This is a genomic window from Microbacterium sp. sgz311019 (assembly GCF_056135325.1).
On record NZ_JBWAXO010000005.1, the window covers coordinates 100,987 to 119,657 of the forward strand.

General features: G+C 68.1%; 16 protein-coding genes. 14 read left to right on the forward strand and 2 right to left on the reverse strand.

Annotated elements, in window-relative coordinates:
* Positions 1-15 precede the first annotated feature (15 nt).
* The 12 genes from AC0NZN_RS09430 (at position 16) to AC0NZN_RS09485 (ending at position 13,671) form a co-directional block, all read left to right on the forward strand.
* Positions 16-1,368, forward strand: coding sequence for an ABC transporter substrate-binding protein (locus AC0NZN_RS09430; RefSeq protein WP_474592038.1), 1,353 nt, complete (start codon positions 16-18; stop codon positions 1,366-1,368).
* Positions 1,368-2,243 carry a carbohydrate ABC transporter permease gene (locus AC0NZN_RS09435; RefSeq protein WP_474592039.1) on the forward strand — a complete coding sequence of 292 codons (876 nt, stop codon included), beginning with the start codon at positions 1,368-1,370 and terminating at the stop codon, positions 2,241-2,243. The genes AC0NZN_RS09430 and AC0NZN_RS09435 overlap by 1 nt, the downstream gene beginning before the upstream one ends.
* A complete protein-coding gene (locus AC0NZN_RS09440) occupies positions 2,240-3,124 on the forward strand; it encodes a carbohydrate ABC transporter permease (protein WP_474592040.1) in 885 nt (294 codons plus the stop codon). Before AC0NZN_RS09435 ends, AC0NZN_RS09440 begins: the two co-directional genes overlap by 4 nt.
* Positions 3,125-3,158: 34 nt before the next feature.
* On the forward strand, positions 3,159-4,043 hold the full coding sequence (locus AC0NZN_RS09445; RefSeq protein ID WP_474592041.1) for an N-acetylmuramic acid 6-phosphate etherase: 885 nt from the start codon (positions 3,159-3,161) through the stop codon (positions 4,041-4,043).
* The gene (locus tag AC0NZN_RS09450) at positions 4,040-4,972 is read left to right on the forward strand and encodes an N-acetylglucosamine kinase (protein WP_474592042.1); all 933 of its coding nucleotides are present in this window, start codon (positions 4,040-4,042) and stop codon (positions 4,970-4,972) included. The genes AC0NZN_RS09445 and AC0NZN_RS09450 overlap by 4 nt, the downstream gene beginning before the upstream one ends.
* A gap of 227 nt (positions 4,973-5,199) precedes the next feature.
* Positions 5,200-6,195, forward strand: coding sequence for a LacI family DNA-binding transcriptional regulator (locus AC0NZN_RS09455; RefSeq protein ID WP_474592043.1), 996 nt, complete (start codon positions 5,200-5,202; stop codon positions 6,193-6,195).
* Between the two features lie 210 nt (positions 6,196-6,405).
* Positions 6,406-7,671 (forward strand): ABC transporter substrate-binding protein, encoded by a 1,266-nt coding sequence (locus tag AC0NZN_RS09460; RefSeq protein ID WP_474592268.1) that lies wholly within the window; start codon positions 6,406-6,408, stop codon positions 7,669-7,671.
* A 3-nt stretch (positions 7,672-7,674) separates the two neighbouring features.
* The gene (locus AC0NZN_RS09465; RefSeq protein ID WP_474592044.1) at positions 7,675-8,625 is read left to right on the forward strand and encodes a carbohydrate ABC transporter permease; all 951 of its coding nucleotides are present in this window, start codon (positions 7,675-7,677) and stop codon (positions 8,623-8,625) included.
* Between the two features lie 4 nt (positions 8,626-8,629).
* Entirely contained in the window at positions 8,630-9,484 is an 855-nt protein-coding gene (locus AC0NZN_RS09470) for a carbohydrate ABC transporter permease (protein ID WP_474592045.1), read from the forward strand.
* A 26-nt stretch (positions 9,485-9,510) separates the two neighbouring features.
* Positions 9,511-10,704, forward strand: coding sequence for a Gfo/Idh/MocA family protein (locus tag AC0NZN_RS09475; protein ID WP_474592046.1), 1,194 nt, complete (start codon positions 9,511-9,513; stop codon positions 10,702-10,704).
* Between the two features lie 239 nt (positions 10,705-10,943).
* Positions 10,944-12,467: a DivIVA domain-containing protein gene (locus AC0NZN_RS09480; RefSeq protein WP_474592047.1), complete on the forward strand. Its 1,524-nt coding sequence runs from the start codon at positions 10,944-10,946 to the stop codon at positions 12,465-12,467.
* Positions 12,468-12,561: 94 nt separating this feature from the next.
* Positions 12,562-13,671 (forward strand): peptidoglycan-binding domain-containing protein, encoded by a 1,110-nt coding sequence (locus AC0NZN_RS09485; RefSeq protein WP_474592048.1) that lies wholly within the window; start codon positions 12,562-12,564, stop codon positions 13,669-13,671.
* Between the two features lie 28 nt (positions 13,672-13,699).
* Here the strand turns inward: AC0NZN_RS09485 and AC0NZN_RS09490 are convergent, their stop codons facing one another.
* Together AC0NZN_RS09490 and AC0NZN_RS09495 are read right to left on the reverse strand one after the other, a co-directional pair.
* On the reverse strand, positions 13,700-14,857 hold the full coding sequence (locus tag AC0NZN_RS09490) for a Gfo/Idh/MocA family protein (protein WP_474592049.1): 1,158 nt from the start codon (positions 14,855-14,857) through the stop codon (positions 13,700-13,702).
* Positions 14,854-15,669 carry a sugar phosphate isomerase/epimerase family protein gene (locus tag AC0NZN_RS09495; protein WP_474592050.1) on the reverse strand — a complete coding sequence of 272 codons (816 nt, stop codon included), beginning with the start codon at positions 15,667-15,669 and terminating at the stop codon, positions 14,854-14,856. The genes AC0NZN_RS09490 and AC0NZN_RS09495 overlap by 4 nt, the downstream gene beginning before the upstream one ends.
* A 105-nt stretch (positions 15,670-15,774) precedes the next feature.
* Here AC0NZN_RS09495 and AC0NZN_RS09500 point away from each other — a divergent pair, with 105 nt between their 5' ends.
* Together AC0NZN_RS09500 and AC0NZN_RS09505 are read left to right on the forward strand one after the other, a co-directional pair.
* Complete coding sequence (locus tag AC0NZN_RS09500) at positions 15,775-16,365, forward strand: TetR/AcrR family transcriptional regulator (RefSeq protein ID WP_474592051.1); 591 nt, start codon at positions 15,775-15,777, stop codon at positions 16,363-16,365.
* A 166-nt stretch (positions 16,366-16,531) separates the two neighbouring features.
* Positions 16,532-18,607, forward strand: a complete 2,076-nt coding sequence (locus AC0NZN_RS09505; RefSeq protein WP_474592052.1) for a hypothetical protein — start codon at positions 16,532-16,534, stop codon at positions 18,605-18,607.
* The last annotated feature ends 64 nt before the right edge of the window (positions 18,608-18,671 follow it).

Sequence of the window (18,671 nt, forward strand, 5' to 3'; positions counted from 1 at the left end):
CACGAAAGGATCACGATGTCCCAAAGGAGACAGCGCCGTTTCACCTGGCGCGGAATAGCCACCGTCCTCATTGCCGGGGCGATCGCGCTCAGTGCAGCGGGATGCGCCTCGGTCGACGCGGGGAAGAACACGAGCGGCACCGTCGCTCCCGTCACCCAGGACCCGAAGGCCCCGATCACGGTATGGGTCGACGCAACCCGCCAGCCGATGGCGGAGGCGTTCGCGAAGAAATACCCGTCGCCCGCCATCAAGATCGTCACCATCGATCAGAACGCGCAGGGAGCAGACAGCCTGCAGGCGAAGATCGCCCTCGCCGACAAGGCAGGAAAGGGATGGCCGGATGTCATCTGGAGTTCGCAGACGACCGACCCGAGCTGGGCCGGCACGGGACCGACGCCGTACGCCGCCACTCTGAACAACGGGCTGATCTCGGAGAAGAAGCTCACGGCTTTCCAAGGCGCCGCCCTCGATCCGTGCACGATCGACGGCAAGATCGTCTGCCTTCGCAACGACCTCGCCCAGAACATGCTCTGGTACAACAAGACGCTCATGGACCAGTTCGGCTACACGGTCCCGACGACGTGGGAAGAGTTCGCGGCTCTTGGCAAGAAGCTCGCCGCGGAGCACCCCGGATATGTCATGGGCTCGGTGGGCGACCAGGCGCCGATGCAGTACTTCTGGGGTGCCGGCTGCCCGGCGAACGTCCTGAAGGGCAACCTGTTCTCGTCGAACACGTCTGACGAGAAGTGCGTCAAGATGGCGAAGCTGCTCGACGGAATGGTGGCCGACAAGTCGCTCGCCACCGACTCCGTCTTCGCAGGGACCACCTACCTGAACGCCTACGGGCAGAAGACCCTGATGTCCGTCGGACCGTCCTGGTACGGCAAGTACCTCTTCGCCGACTATCTCAAGGTGCCGGCCGCGCAGATGGCGGTCGCGGCTCCGCTGCAGTGGGAGGGCGCGAGCGACCGCATCACGGGCAACGTGGGTGGCGGGACCTGGTTCGCGTCGTCGCACAGCAAGAACATCAAGCTGGCCGCGAAGTTCCTCGATTACGTCGCGACGGACATCGACCTTCAGTCGAACGCGCCGACGTACCCGGCGTACGGGCCGGCGGCGGTCGCGTGGCTGAAGAACCCGGCCAACACGACCTACTTCGCCGGCGACGTCGCCGCGGTGTTCCAGCAGGCGGCGAACGAGGTCTGGAGCGGATGGTCGCAGTCGGCTCTCGTCGACCAGAACCAGATCTGGACGGGCACGATTCTGCCGCAGGTGCTGAAGGGGCAGAGCATCGAGTCGCAGCTTCCGTCCTGGCAGGACACGGCGCAGAAGCGCGCGGCCGCGAGCGGCTACGAGGTGAAGAAGTAATGTCTGGAGGGCGGGGTATCGCGCGATACGCATTCGTCGCGCCTCACGTGGTGCTGCTCCTCATGTTCGGCATCATCCCTGCGGTGTACGCGCTGTACCTCGCCCTCACCAACCGGCTCGGTCAATTCACCGGCCTCGGTCAGTTCCTGAAGGTCTTCCAGGACTACCGCTTCCCGACTGCATTCGCGCACGTCGGCTGGTACTCGGTGATCTGGCTGACCTCGCTCACGATCCTGACCGTGCTCTTCGCACTGCTCATCCACCAGCAGCATCCTCGCGTGTCTTCGGCATTGCGATTCACCTACTACATCCCCGGGGCGCTCGCGGGGGTCGCGAGCGTCCTCGTGTGGGTGTTCATGCTCGACCCCTCCGCCTCCCCGGTCGGAGGAGTCCTCCAGGCACTCGGCTTCTCGAACATCCAGGAGGTCACCTACGAGGAGAACCTGCCGGTCATCTTCGTGATCATCGCCTTCTGGACGGGCGCCGGCGGCTGGATCCTCGTGATGTACGGCGCGCTCAACAACATCCCGGCGGAACTGATCGAGGCGGCCAAGATCGACGGCGCGGGGCGGTGGAGCATCGCCTGGCGCATCCAGATCCCCCTCATCCGCAAGTGGATCGTGTACATGGTGGTCCTCGCGTTCGGGGCGGGCATCCAGCTCTTCGTCGAACCGGGGTTGGTGGGGGCCGCCACCCGCGGAGGCGTGGATCCCTCGTGGTCGCCGAACCAGCTCGCCTACCAGTACGCATTCCAGCAGAACGACTTCAACGGCGCCGCCGCCATCGCGGTCTGCATCCTGATCCTCGGAGTCGCAGGCGCCCTCATCGTGGTGTTCCGCACCGGACTGTTCAACACGGAGGCTGAAGAGGCATGACCCGCCCCACAACAGGTCGGACGATCGCGGGCGTCGGTACGGCCGGAGTCCTCCTCGCCGGCGCGGCGCTGTTCATCGTGCCGGTGATCTGGCTGCTGCTCGCGACGACGAAGACGGATGCGCAGCTGACGTCGCAGCCTCCGTTCTCCTTCGGGTCCTTCGGTGCGATCGCGACGGCATGGAACAACGTGGTCGCGTTCGAGAACGGCGCGATCTTCGCGTGGCTCCGGAACTCCGTGGTCTACTCGGGCGTCGCGCTGATCCTGACCCTCGTCGTCGCCATACCGGCGGGCTACGCTCTGGCGCACCTGGAGTTCCGAGGCCGGAAGACGATCCTGATCTCGACACTGATCATCATGTTCGTGCCGACGTCGGCACTGGTCCTCCCGACCTTCCTCGAACTCAGCGCGATCGGTCTCGTGGGCACCGCATGGTCGGTGATCCTGCCGTTCGCATTCTTCCCCTTCGGCGTGTACCTCGCGTTCATCTACTTCTCGACGAGCATCCCGCCGGCTCTCATCCAGGCGGCGCGCATCGACGGGTGCACCGACTGGCAGGTCTTCCGTCACATCGCCGTCCCGCTGTCGACCCCGATCATCGGACTCGTCGGGTTCTTCGGCTTCGTCGCGAACTGGAACAACTACTTCCTCCCGTTCATCATGCTCGGCGACGACCAGGACTTCCCGGTGCAGGTCGGACTCAAGCAGATGATCGCCTCCTCGCCGGCGTTCAGCCCGGGAGCAGGCGGCGCCCAGCTGCACATCCTCCGGCCCGAGCTCGCTCTGGCGGCGATCGTCTCGATCCTGCCGGTGCTGTTCATCTTCCTGTTCTCCCAGCGCACCCTGGTGGCGGGCCTGACGGCCGGAGCCACGAAGGAGTGACGACACGCCGACCCGATGCTGAGAAGGAGCTCCCATGACCGCGACGGAACAGCGGAATCCCGAGACGCGCGCCATCGATCGTGTGCCCGCCCTCGAGGCGATAGAGCTGATCCTCAGAGAGGATGCGGCAGCGGTCGCCGCGGCGATCGCGGCGGCCGAGCGGCTTGCGCTCGCCGTCGATGCGGCGTCGGACGTCCTGCGCAGCGGCGGGCGGATCCACTACTTCGGGGCCGGCGCCTCGGGGCGGCTCGCCGTCCTGGATGCGACCGAGCTGACGCCCACGTTCGGGATCGCGAGATCGACGGTCGAGGCCCACTTTCCGGGCGGCGTCGAGGCCCTCGTCGACTCGTCGCTCGACTTCGAGGACGCGTTCGAGCTCGGACGGGCGGATGCCGAGGTCCTGCGCATCGGCGATCTCGCGTTCGCGATCACCTCATCCGGGTCGACCGCCTATGTCGCCGGCGCTCTGGAGCGCGCGGCTGAGCTGGGCGCTGGGCGGATCCTGCTCACCTGCAATCCGGATGCGGCGATCGAGGCCGACATCGTCGTCGTGGCGGACACCGGGCCGGAGGCGCTGACGGGGTCGACACGTCTGAAGGCCGGCACCGCGACCAAGGTCCTGCTGAACGCGTTCTCCACTGCCTTGATGATCTCGCGCGGGCGCACGTGCTCGAATCTGATGGCCGGGATGACCATCAGCAACGCGAAGCTGCGCGATCGGGCGACGAGAGTGCTCGCCGAGGCTACGTCTGCCGACCTCGATGCGATCGAAGACGCACTCGCCGCGTCCTCCGATCGCATCGACGTCGCACTTGTCAGCCTGCGCACCGGGCTCCCTTCAGAGGCGGCGGCGCGCCTGCTCGAGCTGTCTGACGGGTCCCTGCGCGACGCGCTCGCGCGAGGCGGCCTCCGCGCGTGACCGTCGCAGGCGTGGATGTCGGGGGTGGCGGCATCCGGGTTGCGGTGCGTGATGGTGCGCCGGTCCGGGAGCACACCTTTCCCGGCGCAATTCACAGGCGTTCGAGCATCGAGCCGCGAAGGCTCGCCGAGGCTATCGCCTCCGCTGTCGCTTCGGCGTCCGCCGATCGAGGCCGCATCGACGTCCTCGCCGTCGGCGTGACGGGCTACCCCGACCTCTTCCCCGACACCGATGCGTTCGCGCGCGATCTGCGGGAGCGGTCCGGGGCCTCGGTCGTGATCCTCGCGGCCGACGCGCTGACAAGCCACATCGGCGCACTCGGCTTCCATCCCGGTGCCGTCATCGCGGCGGGGACCGGTGCCGTCGCCCTCGGAACCGACTTCGACCGGATCTGGCGGCGCGGCGACGGGTGGGGCTATCTCGTGGGGGATGCGGGAAGCGGCTCGTGGGTCGGGCGGCACGGGATCGGCGCCGCGCTGCGGGCTGTGGACGGGCGTGCCGACGGTTCGCCCGCGCTGCTCGCACTCCTCGAGCGCGAGCTCGGTCCGCCCGATCGGGTCGTCAAGCTCATCTACGCGGCGGAGGCGACCGCGCACGAGCTCGCCGCGTTCGCACCGTGCGTCGCGGAGGCCGCGGCGGCAGGCGATCAGCGCGCGCAGCAGATCCTGATCGTCGCGGGGCGCGAGCTGGCAGGCACGCTCACGGCGGCGGCGCACGGATGGGCCACGCGGGTGTCATGGAGCGGTGGGCTGTTCGGAATCGGCGGAATCCTGCTCGAGAGCTTTCAGGCGGCTGTCCGCGAGCAGCTGCCGACGTCGGACGTGGTCTCCCCTCGAGGGAACTCCGCCGCGGGTGCCCTTGCCCTCGCGGAACGTCACCGTCATGACCCCCTGATGGACCGGCGGCGGTTCATCGCGTCCTACGCCTGACGGACCGCTCTCGGAACACGACGACGGCTTTCATCCCCGGAACGATCGAGAGGCCGACCCCGCAGGCGTGGGGCGACGTGGATCGTCTCCTCGGTGTGGCCAGGGTGGCCATCCGCAGCGGCGCCCGTCGTCGCCCTCGACACGGGTGGCACGATCGGATCCCGGCTGCAGCGGGGCGCCTAGGATATGGCCTGCGTGCGCCGTCGTCCGATGGCTGAGGAGGAACGGTGGAACCAGTGCGGCGGGTCACCATCCGCGATGTGGCGACGCTCGCCGACGTCTCGGTGGCGACGGCGTCGTATGCGCTGACCGGTTCCCGTGCCCGCGGGGCGCGTGTGTCGTCGGAGACGAGAGCTCGCGTCGAGGCGGCCGCCCGTGAACTCGAGTACAGCCCGAACTCGATGGCGCGGTCCGTCCGCACCGGGCGCACGGGCGTCCTCCAGCTCGTGCTGCACATGCTCGGCGATCCCTGGACTGTCGGCATCGCGGAATCCGTCACCGCCCTCGCCCCCCAGCACGGACTGACCGCGCTGATCGCGGTCGACACGGACTACTCGGCAGCGCTCAAGCGCGTGGAATTCGACGCTGCGTTCGTCGCCGCGGCAGTCGGCTCGACACCCGAGGAGTGCGTGGAGCAGCTCGGGGCGGTAGCCGGCAAGGTCGCCATCTACTCATCCACGCTCGAACCCCGCGGGTTCGACGTCGTCCGCTTCGACGACCGCCGCGCGAGCGAGATCGCGATGGCGCACCTGCTCGAGCGTCATCGTGCCATCGGCTTCCTGGCTTCCCAGTACGGGGGTGAGCAGGACCAGCGTCTGAACGCGTATCAGGCGATGATGGCGGATGCCGGCATCCCCGTGCCGGACGGGTACATCCAGCCGTACGAGCGGAATCTCGTGGACCCCTACCGAGCGGCACGCGAGCTGCTGCGGAGGCCGGATCGCCCCACCGCCGTGTTCGCGTCGGCCGACTTCGCCGGATACGCGACCGTGAACGTCGCCCGAGAGCTCGGGCTCCGCGTTCCCGAAGACGTTGCGGTGATCGGCATCGGCGATGCCGCGCAGTCCGCGGCCGTGGGATTGAGCTCTGTCGGCTCGCCGGAGCTCGGTCGCCAGATCGCCGACTTCCTGTTCGAACGGGCCGACCACCCGGATGCACCGACCGGTCGATTGCTGGACCTTCAGCCGGAGCTGTTCGCGCGCCAGTCGACGGTGGGCAGCTGATCGCACTGCACGGCCGGCGCGCTGATCCGACAGGGGAGCGCCCTCGTCGCGTTCTTCACGCAACTTGTCCCGAACCCCTTGACATCCGATGTCTGTAACATGCAAGATCATGGCAGCCCGAAACGTTTAAGCAATCGTCATCCACTTCAATGACTAAACGTTTCAGCAACGAAAGTTCACAGCACAGAAAGTAGGAGAATCGTGGCGAAGATGCCTCACCGATTCGTGGTCGCGACAAGCGTCGCCGCCGCCGCCGCGGTCGCCCTCAGCGCCTGCTCGGCATCGTCGAGCGCGGCCGACGGCGGCTTGTCGAAGAGTCCCGTGACGCTGAACTACGCGATCTGGGACCAGAATCAGAAGCCTGCTCTGAAGCAGGCCGCGGATGAGTTCACCAAGTCGAACCCGAATGTCAAGGTCGACATCGTGGTCGTTCCCGCGAAGGACTATTGGACGAAGCTGCAGACGCAGCTGACCGCGGGCGCGGGCCCGGACGTCTTCTGGCTGAACGGTCCGAACTTCCAGCTGTACGCCTCGAACAACCAGCTCGCCCCCCTGGATGACGCCGTGGGCCGAGACAAAGGCAACTACCCGAAGTCCCTCGTCGACCTGTACACCTACAACGGCAAGCTGTACGGGGCTCCGAAGGACTACGACACCATCGGTGTCTACTACAACAAGGCGCTGTTCGATGCCGCCGGTCTCGCCTACCCCAAGGCGGGATGGACGTGGGAGGAGTTCCAGGCCGACGCGAAGAAGCTGTCCGATCCGGCCAAGGGCGTGTGGGGCACCGCATCCGCCCCGTACGGCCAGATGACGTTCTACAACACGATCCTGCAGGCCGGCGGCCACATCATCAGCAGCGATGGCAAGACGTCCGGCTACGACTCGCCCGAGGCGCTGCAGGGGATCAACTTCTGGAACGACCTGATCAAGAACGGCTCCTCGCCGAGCCTGCAGCAGATCACGGACACTTGGCCGGGCGACACGTTCAGCTCGGGCAAGATGGGCATGTTCTGGGACGGTTCCTGGGCCGCGGGCACCTACAGCAAGGCGGACGGTCTGAAGGGTCACGTGGGCGTGGCGCCTCTGCCGGCCGGTCCCGACAGCAACGTCTCTGTCATCCACGGCCTCGCGAACGTCGCCAATGCGAAGTCCAAGAACGTCGGCTGGGCCGAGAAGCTTGCCGCGTTCCTGAGCGGCAAGCAGTCCGCCGAGATCCAGGCCACCACCGGCACCGTCATCCCCGCGTACAACGGCACCCAGCAGGAGTGGGTGAAGGCGCTGCCCGACCTGGACGCACAGATCTTCCTGGACGAGGCGAAGGTGGCTGCGCCCTACCCGATCTCCAAGAACACGGCGGTGTGGAACGCCTTCGAGGGCACCCAGATCAACAACATCTACTCGGGGAAGACCACCCCGGAGCAGGGGCTGCAGGACCTCGCGAAGCAGATGAACGACGCTCTCGCCAAGGAGTAGTCGGTGACCGTTCTCGAACAAGAGATCTCCACCACGCGTGGGCGCACCATTCCCGGTGCGCCCACGCGGCGGAGACGCAACCGCAAGTCCAACTGGTGGGCGCTGCTGTTCATCGGGCCGGCCTTCGTCGGGCTGGCGGCGTTCTACTTCTGGCCCATCGTTCGCGGAATCGAGATGGCCTTCGAGAAGGTCGGCGCTTTCGGCGGAAGCAGCTGGGTGGGGCTCGACAACTTCGTGACCGTCTTCACCCAGCCCGAACTGGGCGGTGCGTTGCTGAACACGCTGCTCTACGCGGGGATCGCCCTGCTCGGCATCCCGATCGCACTGGTGATCGCGGCGCTATTGAACACGGCCGGTCTCCGATTCCGCGGCACGTTCCGGGTGATCTACTTCCTGCCCGTCGTGACGATGCCGGTCGCGGTGTCGCTGGTGTGGCGCCTCCTCCTCAACGTCGACAACGGGATCATCAACACCGTGCTTCGCGGGATCGGTCTGCCGGGCGTCGCCTGGCTGTCGACGCCCACGGTGAACATCGTCGTCGTCGCGCTGGTCGGAATCTGGATGGGGCTGGGCACGCAGATCATCATCTTCATCGCCGGCCTCCAAGGCGTGCCCGAGTCCTTGTACGAGGCCGCGGAGCTGGATGGCGCCGGGCCGGTACGGAGGTTCCTCTCCATCACGGTGCCGCTGATCTCTCCGACGACGTTCCTGTTGTGCGTTCTGAGCGTCATCGCGTCGATGCAGGTCTTCGACCTGATCTACCTCATGGTCGACCCGGCGACCAACCCGGCCTATCCGGCCTCGAGGAGCATGGTCTCGCTCTTCTTCGAGAAGGGCTTCATGACTCACGATCAGGGCTATGCCGCCGCCATCGCGTGTGTCCTGCTCGTCATCATCCTGATCCTGAGCGCCATCCAGTTCGGGCTGCAGAAGAAGTGGGTGCACTATGAGTGAGACGATGAGCATCACGCTCGCGCGCTCGGGCGGCCGGAAGCGTCAATCGCGTCGTCTGTGGCTCGTCTACACGCTGCTCATCGCGGGCGCCGTCCTGATGATCTTCCCGTTCATCTGGGAGATTCTGACCTCGTTCAAGACGCTCTCGGTCGCTGCATCCGTCCCGCCCCAGGTGCTGCCGCTGCCGCCGACGACGCGCGCATACAACAAGGTGCTCAACACCATCCCGTTCTGGCACCTACTCGGCAACTCGGTCCTGCTCACCGTGATCCGCACCATCGGGCAGGTCGCCCTGTGCACGATGGCCGGCTACGGCTTCGCCCGCTTCACCTTCCCGGGCAAGAACATCCTCTTCATCGGATTCCTCGCCATCCTGATGGTGCCCGGGCAGCTGTTCATCCTTCCGCAGTACGAGATCATCCAGCACCTCGGGATGCTGAACACGATCTTCGGAATCGCCCTGCCCGGTCTGTTCAGCGTCTTCGGGACCTTCCTGCTGCGCCAGTTCTTCCAGTCCCTCCCGATGGACATGGAAGAAGCCGCCCGCCTGGACGGCGCCAACGAATGGCAGATCTTCTGGTACGTGATGCTTCCCCTGGCCAAGCCGGGCATCATCGCACTGATCGTCTTGACCTCCCTGTGGTCCTGGAACGACTTCCTCTGGCCGCTCATCGTCTCGAGCGATGAGAACTCCATGCCGCTCAGTGTCGGACTGACGCTCCTGACCGACCTGCGCCTCAAGGACGACCCCCTTCTCATGGCGGGAGCCTTGCTGGCCTCGCTGCCGATGATCATCGTCTTCCTCGTCCTCCAACGTCAGTTCATCAAAGGGATCGCCTTCTCCGGCGTCAAGGGCTAGAGAAGGCCCCGAAAGGAAATCACGACATGGTGTTGCCCGTCGGTATCGTCGGTTTCGGAATCCGAGCACTCATCTCCGAGGAGCTGCTGCAGCGCTCCGACATCGAGGTCGCAGCGGTCTGCGACCCGTCGGAGGGCGGTCAGCGGCGCGCGCGGGCGCAGTTCCCCGACGCCCTGGTCACCGCTGACCTCGACGATCTCCTGTCCTCGGGGGTCGAAGCGGTCTTCGTCCTCTCCCCGGACGATACGCACGCGGAGATCACGCTCGCATGTCTCGAGGCGGGGGTCGCGGTGTTCTGCGAGAAGCCGATCGCCGTCACCGTGGAGGACGCGGATCGGATGCTGGAGACCGCGCGCCGCACCGGGACGCGGTTGTACCTCGGGCACAACATGCGGCACCTGCCGGTGATCACGACGATGCGAGACGTCATCCGCTCCGGACGCATCGGAGAGGTGAAGTCGATCTGGGTGCGACACTTCGTCGGCAACGGCGGCGACTACTACTTCAAGGACTGGCACGCGGAGCGTGCCCACGTGACGAGCCTTCTGCTGCAGAAGGGCGCGCACGACATCGACGTGGTCCACTGGCTCGCCGACGGCTATACGACGCGGGTGTCGGCCATGGGCGGATTGACCGTCTACGGCGACCTGGGCGAGCGCGGCACGCCGGCCGGAGAGCTCATGACGGACTGGATCGACGCGAAGAACTGGCCGCCGCGGGCGGTGACGGGCATCAACCCGAAGGTCGACGTCGAGGACCTCTCGCTGGTCACCATGCAACTGGACAATGGCGTGCTCGCGACGTATCAGCAGTGTCATTACACGCCGGACTACTGGCGGAGCTACACCGTCATCGGCACGGAGGGGCGGCTCGAGAACCGGGGCGACACGGAGGGCGAGATCCACGTGTGGACCCGCCGACACAACGGGTACGCGGAGCCCGACGTCGTGCTGCCGATTCCCGCGGCCACCGGATCCCACGGAGGCGCGGACCCGAAGCTGATCGACGAATTCATCCGCTTCGTCATCGAAGGAGGAGAGACGCAGACCTCCCCCGTAGCGGCTCGTCAGGCGGTCGCTGTCGGAGTGCTGGCGGCGCAGTCGCTGCGCAGCGACCAGGGGGCCCTCGACATCCCGGAGCTTCCTGAGGAGACGATCGAGTACTTCGATCGCGGTCAGCCGGGGTCGCGGTCGCCTCGCGAGCCGGCGACGGTTCTCTGACGCGGGAGGTCGCCGCCCCGCGGAGGGACGTCGGGATGCCGCGGGAAGGGGGTGCGGCATCCCGTTTCTTCCTCATCGGAAGCGGATGTATCCTCTCTTGAACCCTGCCCCCGCTCAGCACGTTGCGGTGCGTCCGACCCGTTGCCGGAACCCGATCCGAAGCGAGCCGCGCGAGCGAGCATCCCGGTGTCGCCCGCCGACGACCCGGACCCCCCTTTCACGCGAGAGCGAGCATCGGCATGCCCGACCAGTCCGAACAGAACCGCACCTCCGCCGCCCCGGCGACCAACCCCTTCGACGTGCTCGTCAACGACTCCAGTGCGCCGGCCGCCGCTGGATTCGCGACCGTCTTCCGCGGCTACGACCGCGAAGAGGTCGACGCGGCCCTGTCGAAGCTGACGTCGCAGCTGCAGGCGAAGAACGACGAGGCCGCAGAGCTCGAGGAGCGCTTCCGCCGCGCCGCGCAGGCCGCCGTGCAGCAGAACCGCCGAACGGTGGAGCGCCTCGAGGCGGACCTCGCCGCAGCGAACACCAAGAACCGCGAGACCGCCAAGCGCCTCGCCGAGGAGCAGGCCGCCGGTGCGTCCGCTCGCGAGCAGGCCGAGAAGCTGAAGGGCGAGCGGGATGCGGCGAACGCCGACGACCGCGACGAGGTCGAGCGACTGTCGGCCGAGCTGACCGCCGCCACCGCCCGCGCGAGCGCTGCGGAGCAGAAGGTGCAGGTGCTCACCGACGAACTCGTGGGCGCCGACGCCGGCGGCGGCGACTCTGGGAACCGCCACCAGTTCGAGGAGATCCTGCGCGTCGCCGAGGAGCAGGCGGGCACCCTCATCCGCAACGCCAGCGTCCAGGGCGACCGACTGCTCGAGGCCGCGCGCGAGGAGATCGCCGCGCGTCGCAAGGAGGTGCAGGCCGAGGCCGAGGCCATCCTGCAGCAGGCCCAGCACGACGCCCAGCAGATCCGCCTCCGCGTCGACACCGAGCTGACCGCCCACCAGGCCCAGCTCGCGCGTGAGTCGGCCCACGCCGCCGAGAAGGTGTCTCAGGCCGAGCAGGAGGCCGCGGCGATACGCTCCGAGGCTGAGAAGGGAGCGGCAGCCCTGCGCTCGATGGTCTCGCGCGAGACCACGCGCGACCGCACCGAGGCCGAGCAGGCCGTGCGCGAGCTGCGTGTGCGCGCCCTCGAGTTCGAGGAGTCGCTCACCCGTCGTCAGGACGACGCGCAGCAGGAGTTCCTCGTCCTGCACAACCAAGCCGTCGCTCACGCCGAGCGCATCACGCAGGACGCGAACGAGCAGGTCGCCGCATCGCTCGATCACGCGCAGCGCGTCTCGGCCAAGGCCGACGACTTCGAGAAGCTCATGCGGGCGCAGGCCCAGCAGATCGAGGCCGACGCCCGCATCCGTGCCCGCGAGACCCTCGACCGCGCCCGCGACAAGGCGCAGCACATCATCGAGACCGTGACCACGCACGCGCAATCCGTGCTCCGAGACGCCGAGGACCGCACCCGCCAGCTGCGCTGGCAGCAGCATCAGCTGACGAGCTTCATGGCCGAGGTCACCGAGCTCATCCGCCCCGAGGGGGTGCTCGACAGCGTGGCGACCGACGAGGACGCGGTCGTGCAGCAGGCCGAGGAGATCATCGCGGCCCAGCACGAGCACGGCGAGCACGAGCACCACGAGGACGTAGATGAGGCGTCGCACGACGGCGAGCACGAGGACGAGGCCGAGGACGAGACCGAGGAGCTCGAAGCAGCGCACTGAGCGCGCGGGCGCCACGGCAGGGCCGGATGCGGCGGAACCCCCGTCGGGATGGGATCATGAGCCGAAGATCCTGTTCATGATCGGGGGGCCGTCCGTGAAGACGAGACGCAGAGGGATGCGACTGGCGACGACCGTCGTCTGCGCGACGCTGGCCGCGATCGCGCTCGCCGGCTGCACGGACAGCGTGAGCGACGTCGAGCGCGCGAAGGCTCAGGTCAGCGCGAAGGAGAAGGCTCTCACAGAGGCCCAGACCACGTTCTCCGACGCCTCCCAGAAGTTCTGCACCTCCAGCAAGGACTACATCCTCGCGCTCGACCGCTACGGCGATGTGCTGAACGCGACCGCCCCGACGGTCGGCGACGTCCGGGTCGCAGGCAAAGACCTCGCGCAGCCCAAGGACGAGGCGTTCGCCGGTGCCGACGCTGCGGTCAAGGCGCAGAAGGACGTGGCGAACGCCGAGAAGGAGCTCGCCGTCGCCCGGACCGCGCTCGCGGAGGCCGAGGCGAGCGGATCGCCTGTGCCGACGGCCGCGTCTCCGACGAGCCCGGCGCCGCTGGCTCCGCCCGCATCCGTCGATCGCGTCAAGCAGGCCGAGTCGGAGTACTCCGCCGCCCAGTCCGCGGTGACCGACGACACTCCGCTGAAGCAGGCGTCAGTTCAGTTCAACAGCGCGGTCGTGGCGCTCGAGATGGCCTGGCTCAAGCTCTACGCCGATGCCGGCTGCATCTCCGATGCCAACCAGCAGAAGGCCGCCGCGGCGGTGAGCGCGTACACGACGGCCTTGCAGCAGGAGCTCGCGACCGCCGGCTACTACCCGGGGCCCGTCGACGGCATCTACGGGCCGATGACGGTGCAGGCCGTGCAGGACCTGCAGAAGGCCGCGGGTCTTCCCGTCACGGGCACGGTCGACAAGGCGACGGCGGATGCGCTGCAGGCGACCCTCGCCGCCAAGAGCGGAGCATCCGCCCAGCAGTCCGTGGCCTCGACGGCCGCCGTGCAGCAGACCTTGAAGCTGCTCGGCTACTGGGACGGTCCGGTCGACGGCGTGTGGACGCCCGAGCTCACCGATGCCGTGAAGAAGTTCCAGGTCGCGCTCGGCGTGGAGCCGACCGGGGCGGTGGATGCGGCGACCATCGCCGCTTTCGAGAAGGCGATCGCCGACCTCACCGCGACGCCGGCTCCGAGCCCGTCCGCGACCCCCTGAGCACCAGGACAGGGGGCCGCGAAAGGCGTCAGACGGACGTGGGCGACGTCGCGAACGTGGAGGCGAACGGGTCGAAGTCGGCCGGCAGCGCCGCGATCGGCGCCACCGTGCTCCGGATGTCGACGAACGCCTGACGCTCGACCGACTCCTCGATGCTCGTCATCGCGTCCAGCACGTGGTAGCCGACCTCGCCGGTGGCGATGTGCAGGTCGCCGCCCGAGCGGATGGTGCGCGCCATCGTGAGCGCGCCGACCCCGCGGCCGGAGAGCGGTCCCTCCTCGGCGATGATCTCCGGCTCCTGGACCATCCGGCCGTCGCGGAACTCGGTGATCGGGCGGTAGAGCTTGAGGTCGCCGCCGCCGAAGTAGTTCGGGTCGCCGAGCACGAGCGTGCCCTCGGTGCCGTTGATCTCGAACACCCCGTGGCGGAACAGCGCGGTGTCCGTGCTCATGAGCGACGAGGCCGCCTCACCGTTCGCCAGGCGGCTGACCACCGTGAGGTGCGTGGGCACTTCGACCGGGAAGGTCGTGCCGGCGCGGGGACCCGTGCGAATGGTGCGCGTCTCGTACGCCTTCGTGCCCACGGCGACCACCTGCGTCAGCGGGCCGAGCAGATGCACGAGCGCGGACAGGTAGTAGGGGCCCATGTCGAACAGCGGGCCGGCGCCCTGGGCGAAGAGGAACTCGGGGTCCGGGTGGAACCAGTCCGGCCCCTGCGACTGGAACGCCGTGGTGGCGGTGAGCGGAGTGCCGATGACGCCGGCCTGGATCGCCCTCTTGGCCGTCTGCCAGCGCGGGCCGAGCACGGTGTCGGGCGCGACGCCGAGGAGCAGCCCGCGCTCGTTCGCGAGCTCGACGAGGCCCTTCGCGGCGGCGCGGTCGATGCCGATCGGCTTCTCGCTCCAGACGTGCTTGCCGGCCTCGAGGGCTGCGGTCGAGACCTCGACATGCGCGGCGGGGATCGTGAGGTTGATCACGATCTCGACATCGTCGTCGGCGAGGATGGATGCCGCGTCCCCCGACTTCGCCACGCCGAACGCCGCGGCCTGCGCGGCCGCACGCTCGGTGTTCATGTCGCCGACGGCGACGACCTCGACGTCGGGGTACTGCGTGAGGTTCGTCAGGTACTGATTGCTGATCATGCCGGCGCCGATGAGCCCGACGCCGACGCGTCCGGTGCGGGTCATCGCACGACCTCCAGCTCCTGAAGGGCCGCGAAGCTCTGCGCGATGCCGTCGAAGATGTCGCCCGCGAAGTGGTCGAACTCGATGACGCCGTACTCGGCGCTCGGTGCGGCCTCGATGGCGGCGGCGAGCGGCACGTCGCCCTGGCCGGCCGGGGTCTGGTCTTTCGGCAGCTCCGCGGTGGAGATGCCCTCGCGCATCGGGCCGTCCTTGAGGTGCAGCGCCTTCACGCGATCGCCGAGGCGACGCAGGAGGGCCGGCGCATCCTGACCGCTCGCGGTCGCCCAGTAGACGTCGACCTCGAGGGCGACCTCGGGGTCGAGGTTCGCGGCGAACAGCTCGAGCGCCGTCCGGCCGTCGATGATCGAGCGCAGCTCGTGGTCGTGGTTGTGGTAGCCGACCTTGAGGCCGTATGCCTTCGCCTGCTCGGCGCGGCGGTTGAGCGTCTCAGCGGAGCGGAGCACGTCGTCGCGGTGCTGCCAGTGCTGCGCGGGCAGGAACGGGTCGATCACGTAGTCGAGCCCGAGGGTCGCGGCCGCGTCGAAGGTGACCTCGGGAGTGGGGACCGCGAGCACGCCGTCGGGCGTCTGGACGTCCTCGGCGATCAGGATCGCATGGCCGGTGGGGGATGCGAGGCCGTTCGCGTCGAGTGCCGCCTTCAGCCGCGCAGGTTCACCCGTGAAGTTGAACGCCTCCACGCGCTCGAGCCCGATGGCCGCGAGCTTCGCGAGAGTCCCGTCGAGATCGGCGGCCAGCGCCGGGTGGACGGAGTAGAGCTGCACGGAGATCAGAGGGGCGATCCGTGGCGACGACATGTGTGTCTCCTCTCAAGAAAACCTCCGCTTTGAGGTTTTGGTCGAGCATAGCAGGGGAAACCTCCGGATGGAAGGTTCTGCGCGCGGCCGGAGTAGCCTCGGTCCATGGACGACGAGACCGCCGACGCGCAGCCCGAGCCGCGCAAGCGCGGCTCGTATGCGAAGGGCATCCGGCGGCGGCAGGAGATCCTCGACCGTGCGCTCGAGATCTTCTCCGAGCGCGGCTACGACGGCACATCCCTGCGCTCGATCGGCGAGGCGATCGGGGTGACCCACGCCGCGCTGCTCCACTACTTCCCCTCGAAGGAGGCGCTCCTCGTCGAGGTGCTGCGGGAGCGCGACAACCGGGGCACCGGGTTCGAGGAGCACATGCCGTTCCCCGCCCTCACGCACGGCGCCCAGTACAACGCCACGGTGCCCGGCCTCATCGCCCTCTACACGTCGATGGCGGGCACGTCGGCGGATGCGGGCAACGACCAGGCGCGCACCTATTTCACCGAGCGCTTCGCACAGCTGCGCGCGAAGATCGCGGCGTCGCTGGCGGAGGATGCCGGCGAGTCCGTCGGCGCCGAGCACATGACGCTCGCCGCGCTCATCGTGGGGGCGTCGGACGGACTGCAGATCCAATGGCTGCTCGATGAGAGCGTCGACATCGCCGGCGGATTGGAACTGCTGCAGAAGCTCATCGAGCGCTGACAGCCGCCGCCGCGACGCCGCTCAGCATCCCGTCGCGCGGTGGTCTCTTGTCGCGGACTCCGCACAGTGCCATAGTTCCGGATGCAGGCAAGGCCGGGAACAGGGCCAACCCCGAACCCCGACCCCTCGACCTCCACACCATCGGATGTACGAAGGGATGTTTTCCATGCCATTGAACCGCGCCCGAAATGTGCGCATCGCCGCGATCGCGGCACCCGCCCTCCTCGTGACAGCGCTGACGCTGTCACTGTCCGCGCCGGCGACGGCGGACTCCCAGTCGGTATCGCTCGGCGGCACGGCAGCCCCGGTCACCGGTGCGTTCACCGCCGACGGCGGCCAAGGGCCGGAATTCCCCGCGCAGGAGGACGAGTCGACCCCCGACGCCTACTCCGGATCGATCGTCAACAGGACGATGTCGCAGGGCCACGCGGCCGGGCACGGGGCGAACGTGTCGAGTGCCAAGAAGGCGAAGTCGAATCCGGCGTTCGTCACCGGCTTCGCGGGGCTGAACATCTATCAGCAGCGGTACGCGCGAGGCGGCAACCAGTTCACGATCGAGCCGCCCGACCAGGCACTCTGCGTCGGCGGCGGGCACGTGGTCGAGGCGGTCAACGACGTCTTCAACGTGTACAGCGCGAAGACCGGGGCATCGGAGCTGCCGGACAACACCGCGACCAACATCGTCGCCGGCTTCCCGCGGAACGTGAACCATGCGGTCGACCTGAACTCGTTCTACGGCTACCCGCCGGCGGTCAACCGGTCCACGGGCGCACTCGGGCCCGAGATCACGGACCCGACTTGCATCTACGACGCGGCCACGCAGCGGTTCTTCCTCGTCGTCCTGACGCTCGACCGGGCTCCCAACGGGGCGCTGAACCAGGTCAACCACCTCGATCTCGCCGTGAGCAAGACCGGTGACCCGACGGGCGCGTGGAACATCTACAAGATCGACGTGACCAACGACGGAACCAACACGGGCGGTGTCAACCCCGGTCCGTACCTGGGCGACTACCCGCACATCGGCGCGGACGCCAACGGGGTGTACCTCACGACGAACGCCTATCCGTGGAACGCGAACGGCTTCGCCGGGGCGCAGATCTACGCGCTCTCGAAGGCGCAGCTCGCGGCGGGCGCCGCATCCGTCTCTATGCAGCACATCGACACGTCGGGCATGGTCGCAGCTCCCAGCGATGCGGGAGCCACGCAGCCGGGCTTCACGGTCTGGCCGGCGCAGTCCCCGGGCACCTCGTCGTTCAACCTGAACGGCAACGGCACCGAGTACTTCATGAGCTCGAACGCGGCGGACGAGGCCACGCACCCGGTCGCGGGAACGGGCGGCGGCTACCTGTCGTCGCAGATCGTCGTGTGGTCGATGACCAACACGGCATCGCTCAACACCGCGACTCCGGCGCTGCAGCTCACCAACCAGCTCGTCTCGGTCGGAGACTACGCGTTGCCGCCGAAGCAGCATCAGCCGGGCTCCGGACAGGCTCCCGGTGCGGATGCGCCGCAGGGCCACTGCATCAACGACACGACCACCTCGACGATCGTCGGTGTCGGATGCTGGCGGCTTCTGTTCGGCGGTCAGCCCGCGCACGACGAGGTGGTCTCCACGCCCGACTCGAACGACACCCGCATGCAGCAGGTGACGTACGCGAACGGCAAGCTGTGGGCCGGGCTCGACACGGCGGTCACGGTCGGCGCCGGCAACCGCGCAGGCATCGCCTGGTACATCGTGAAGCCGGGCTCGACGACCTTCTCGCCCAAGGTCGCGATGTCGGGCTATCTCGCAGCCTCCGGGATGGACTTCACCTACCCGGCGATCGGCGTCACGCCGAGCGGTCGTGGCGTGATGGCGTTCACGGCGACGGGCGACGGCACCAACCCGAGCGCGGGCTACGCGTCGATCGACGCGCTGAGCGGCGTCGGCGCGTGGAACGTGGCGCCGGGCGGTGAGGGACAGGCGGTGGCCGACGGCTTCACGAGCTACAAGTCGCAGGTCGGCAGTCCGATCCGGACCCGCTGGGGCGACTACGGCGCCGCAGCCGTGGACGGCAACACCGTCTGGCTCTCGAGCGAGTACATCCCGAACGCGTGCGACTACACGGCGTGGGGCGGACCGTTCTTCGCCGGCGGCAGCGGGGACAACCTCCTCGGCACCTGCGCGGGAGCCTCCCACGGGCCGGGAGCCCGCACGGCGCTCGGCAACTGGGGAACGCGGATCAGCTCCTTCGTGCCCTGATCCCCGCACTCCCTGAACGGAGCCGGGTCCGCACATCGCGGGCCCGGCTTCGTGCTGTCGGCCA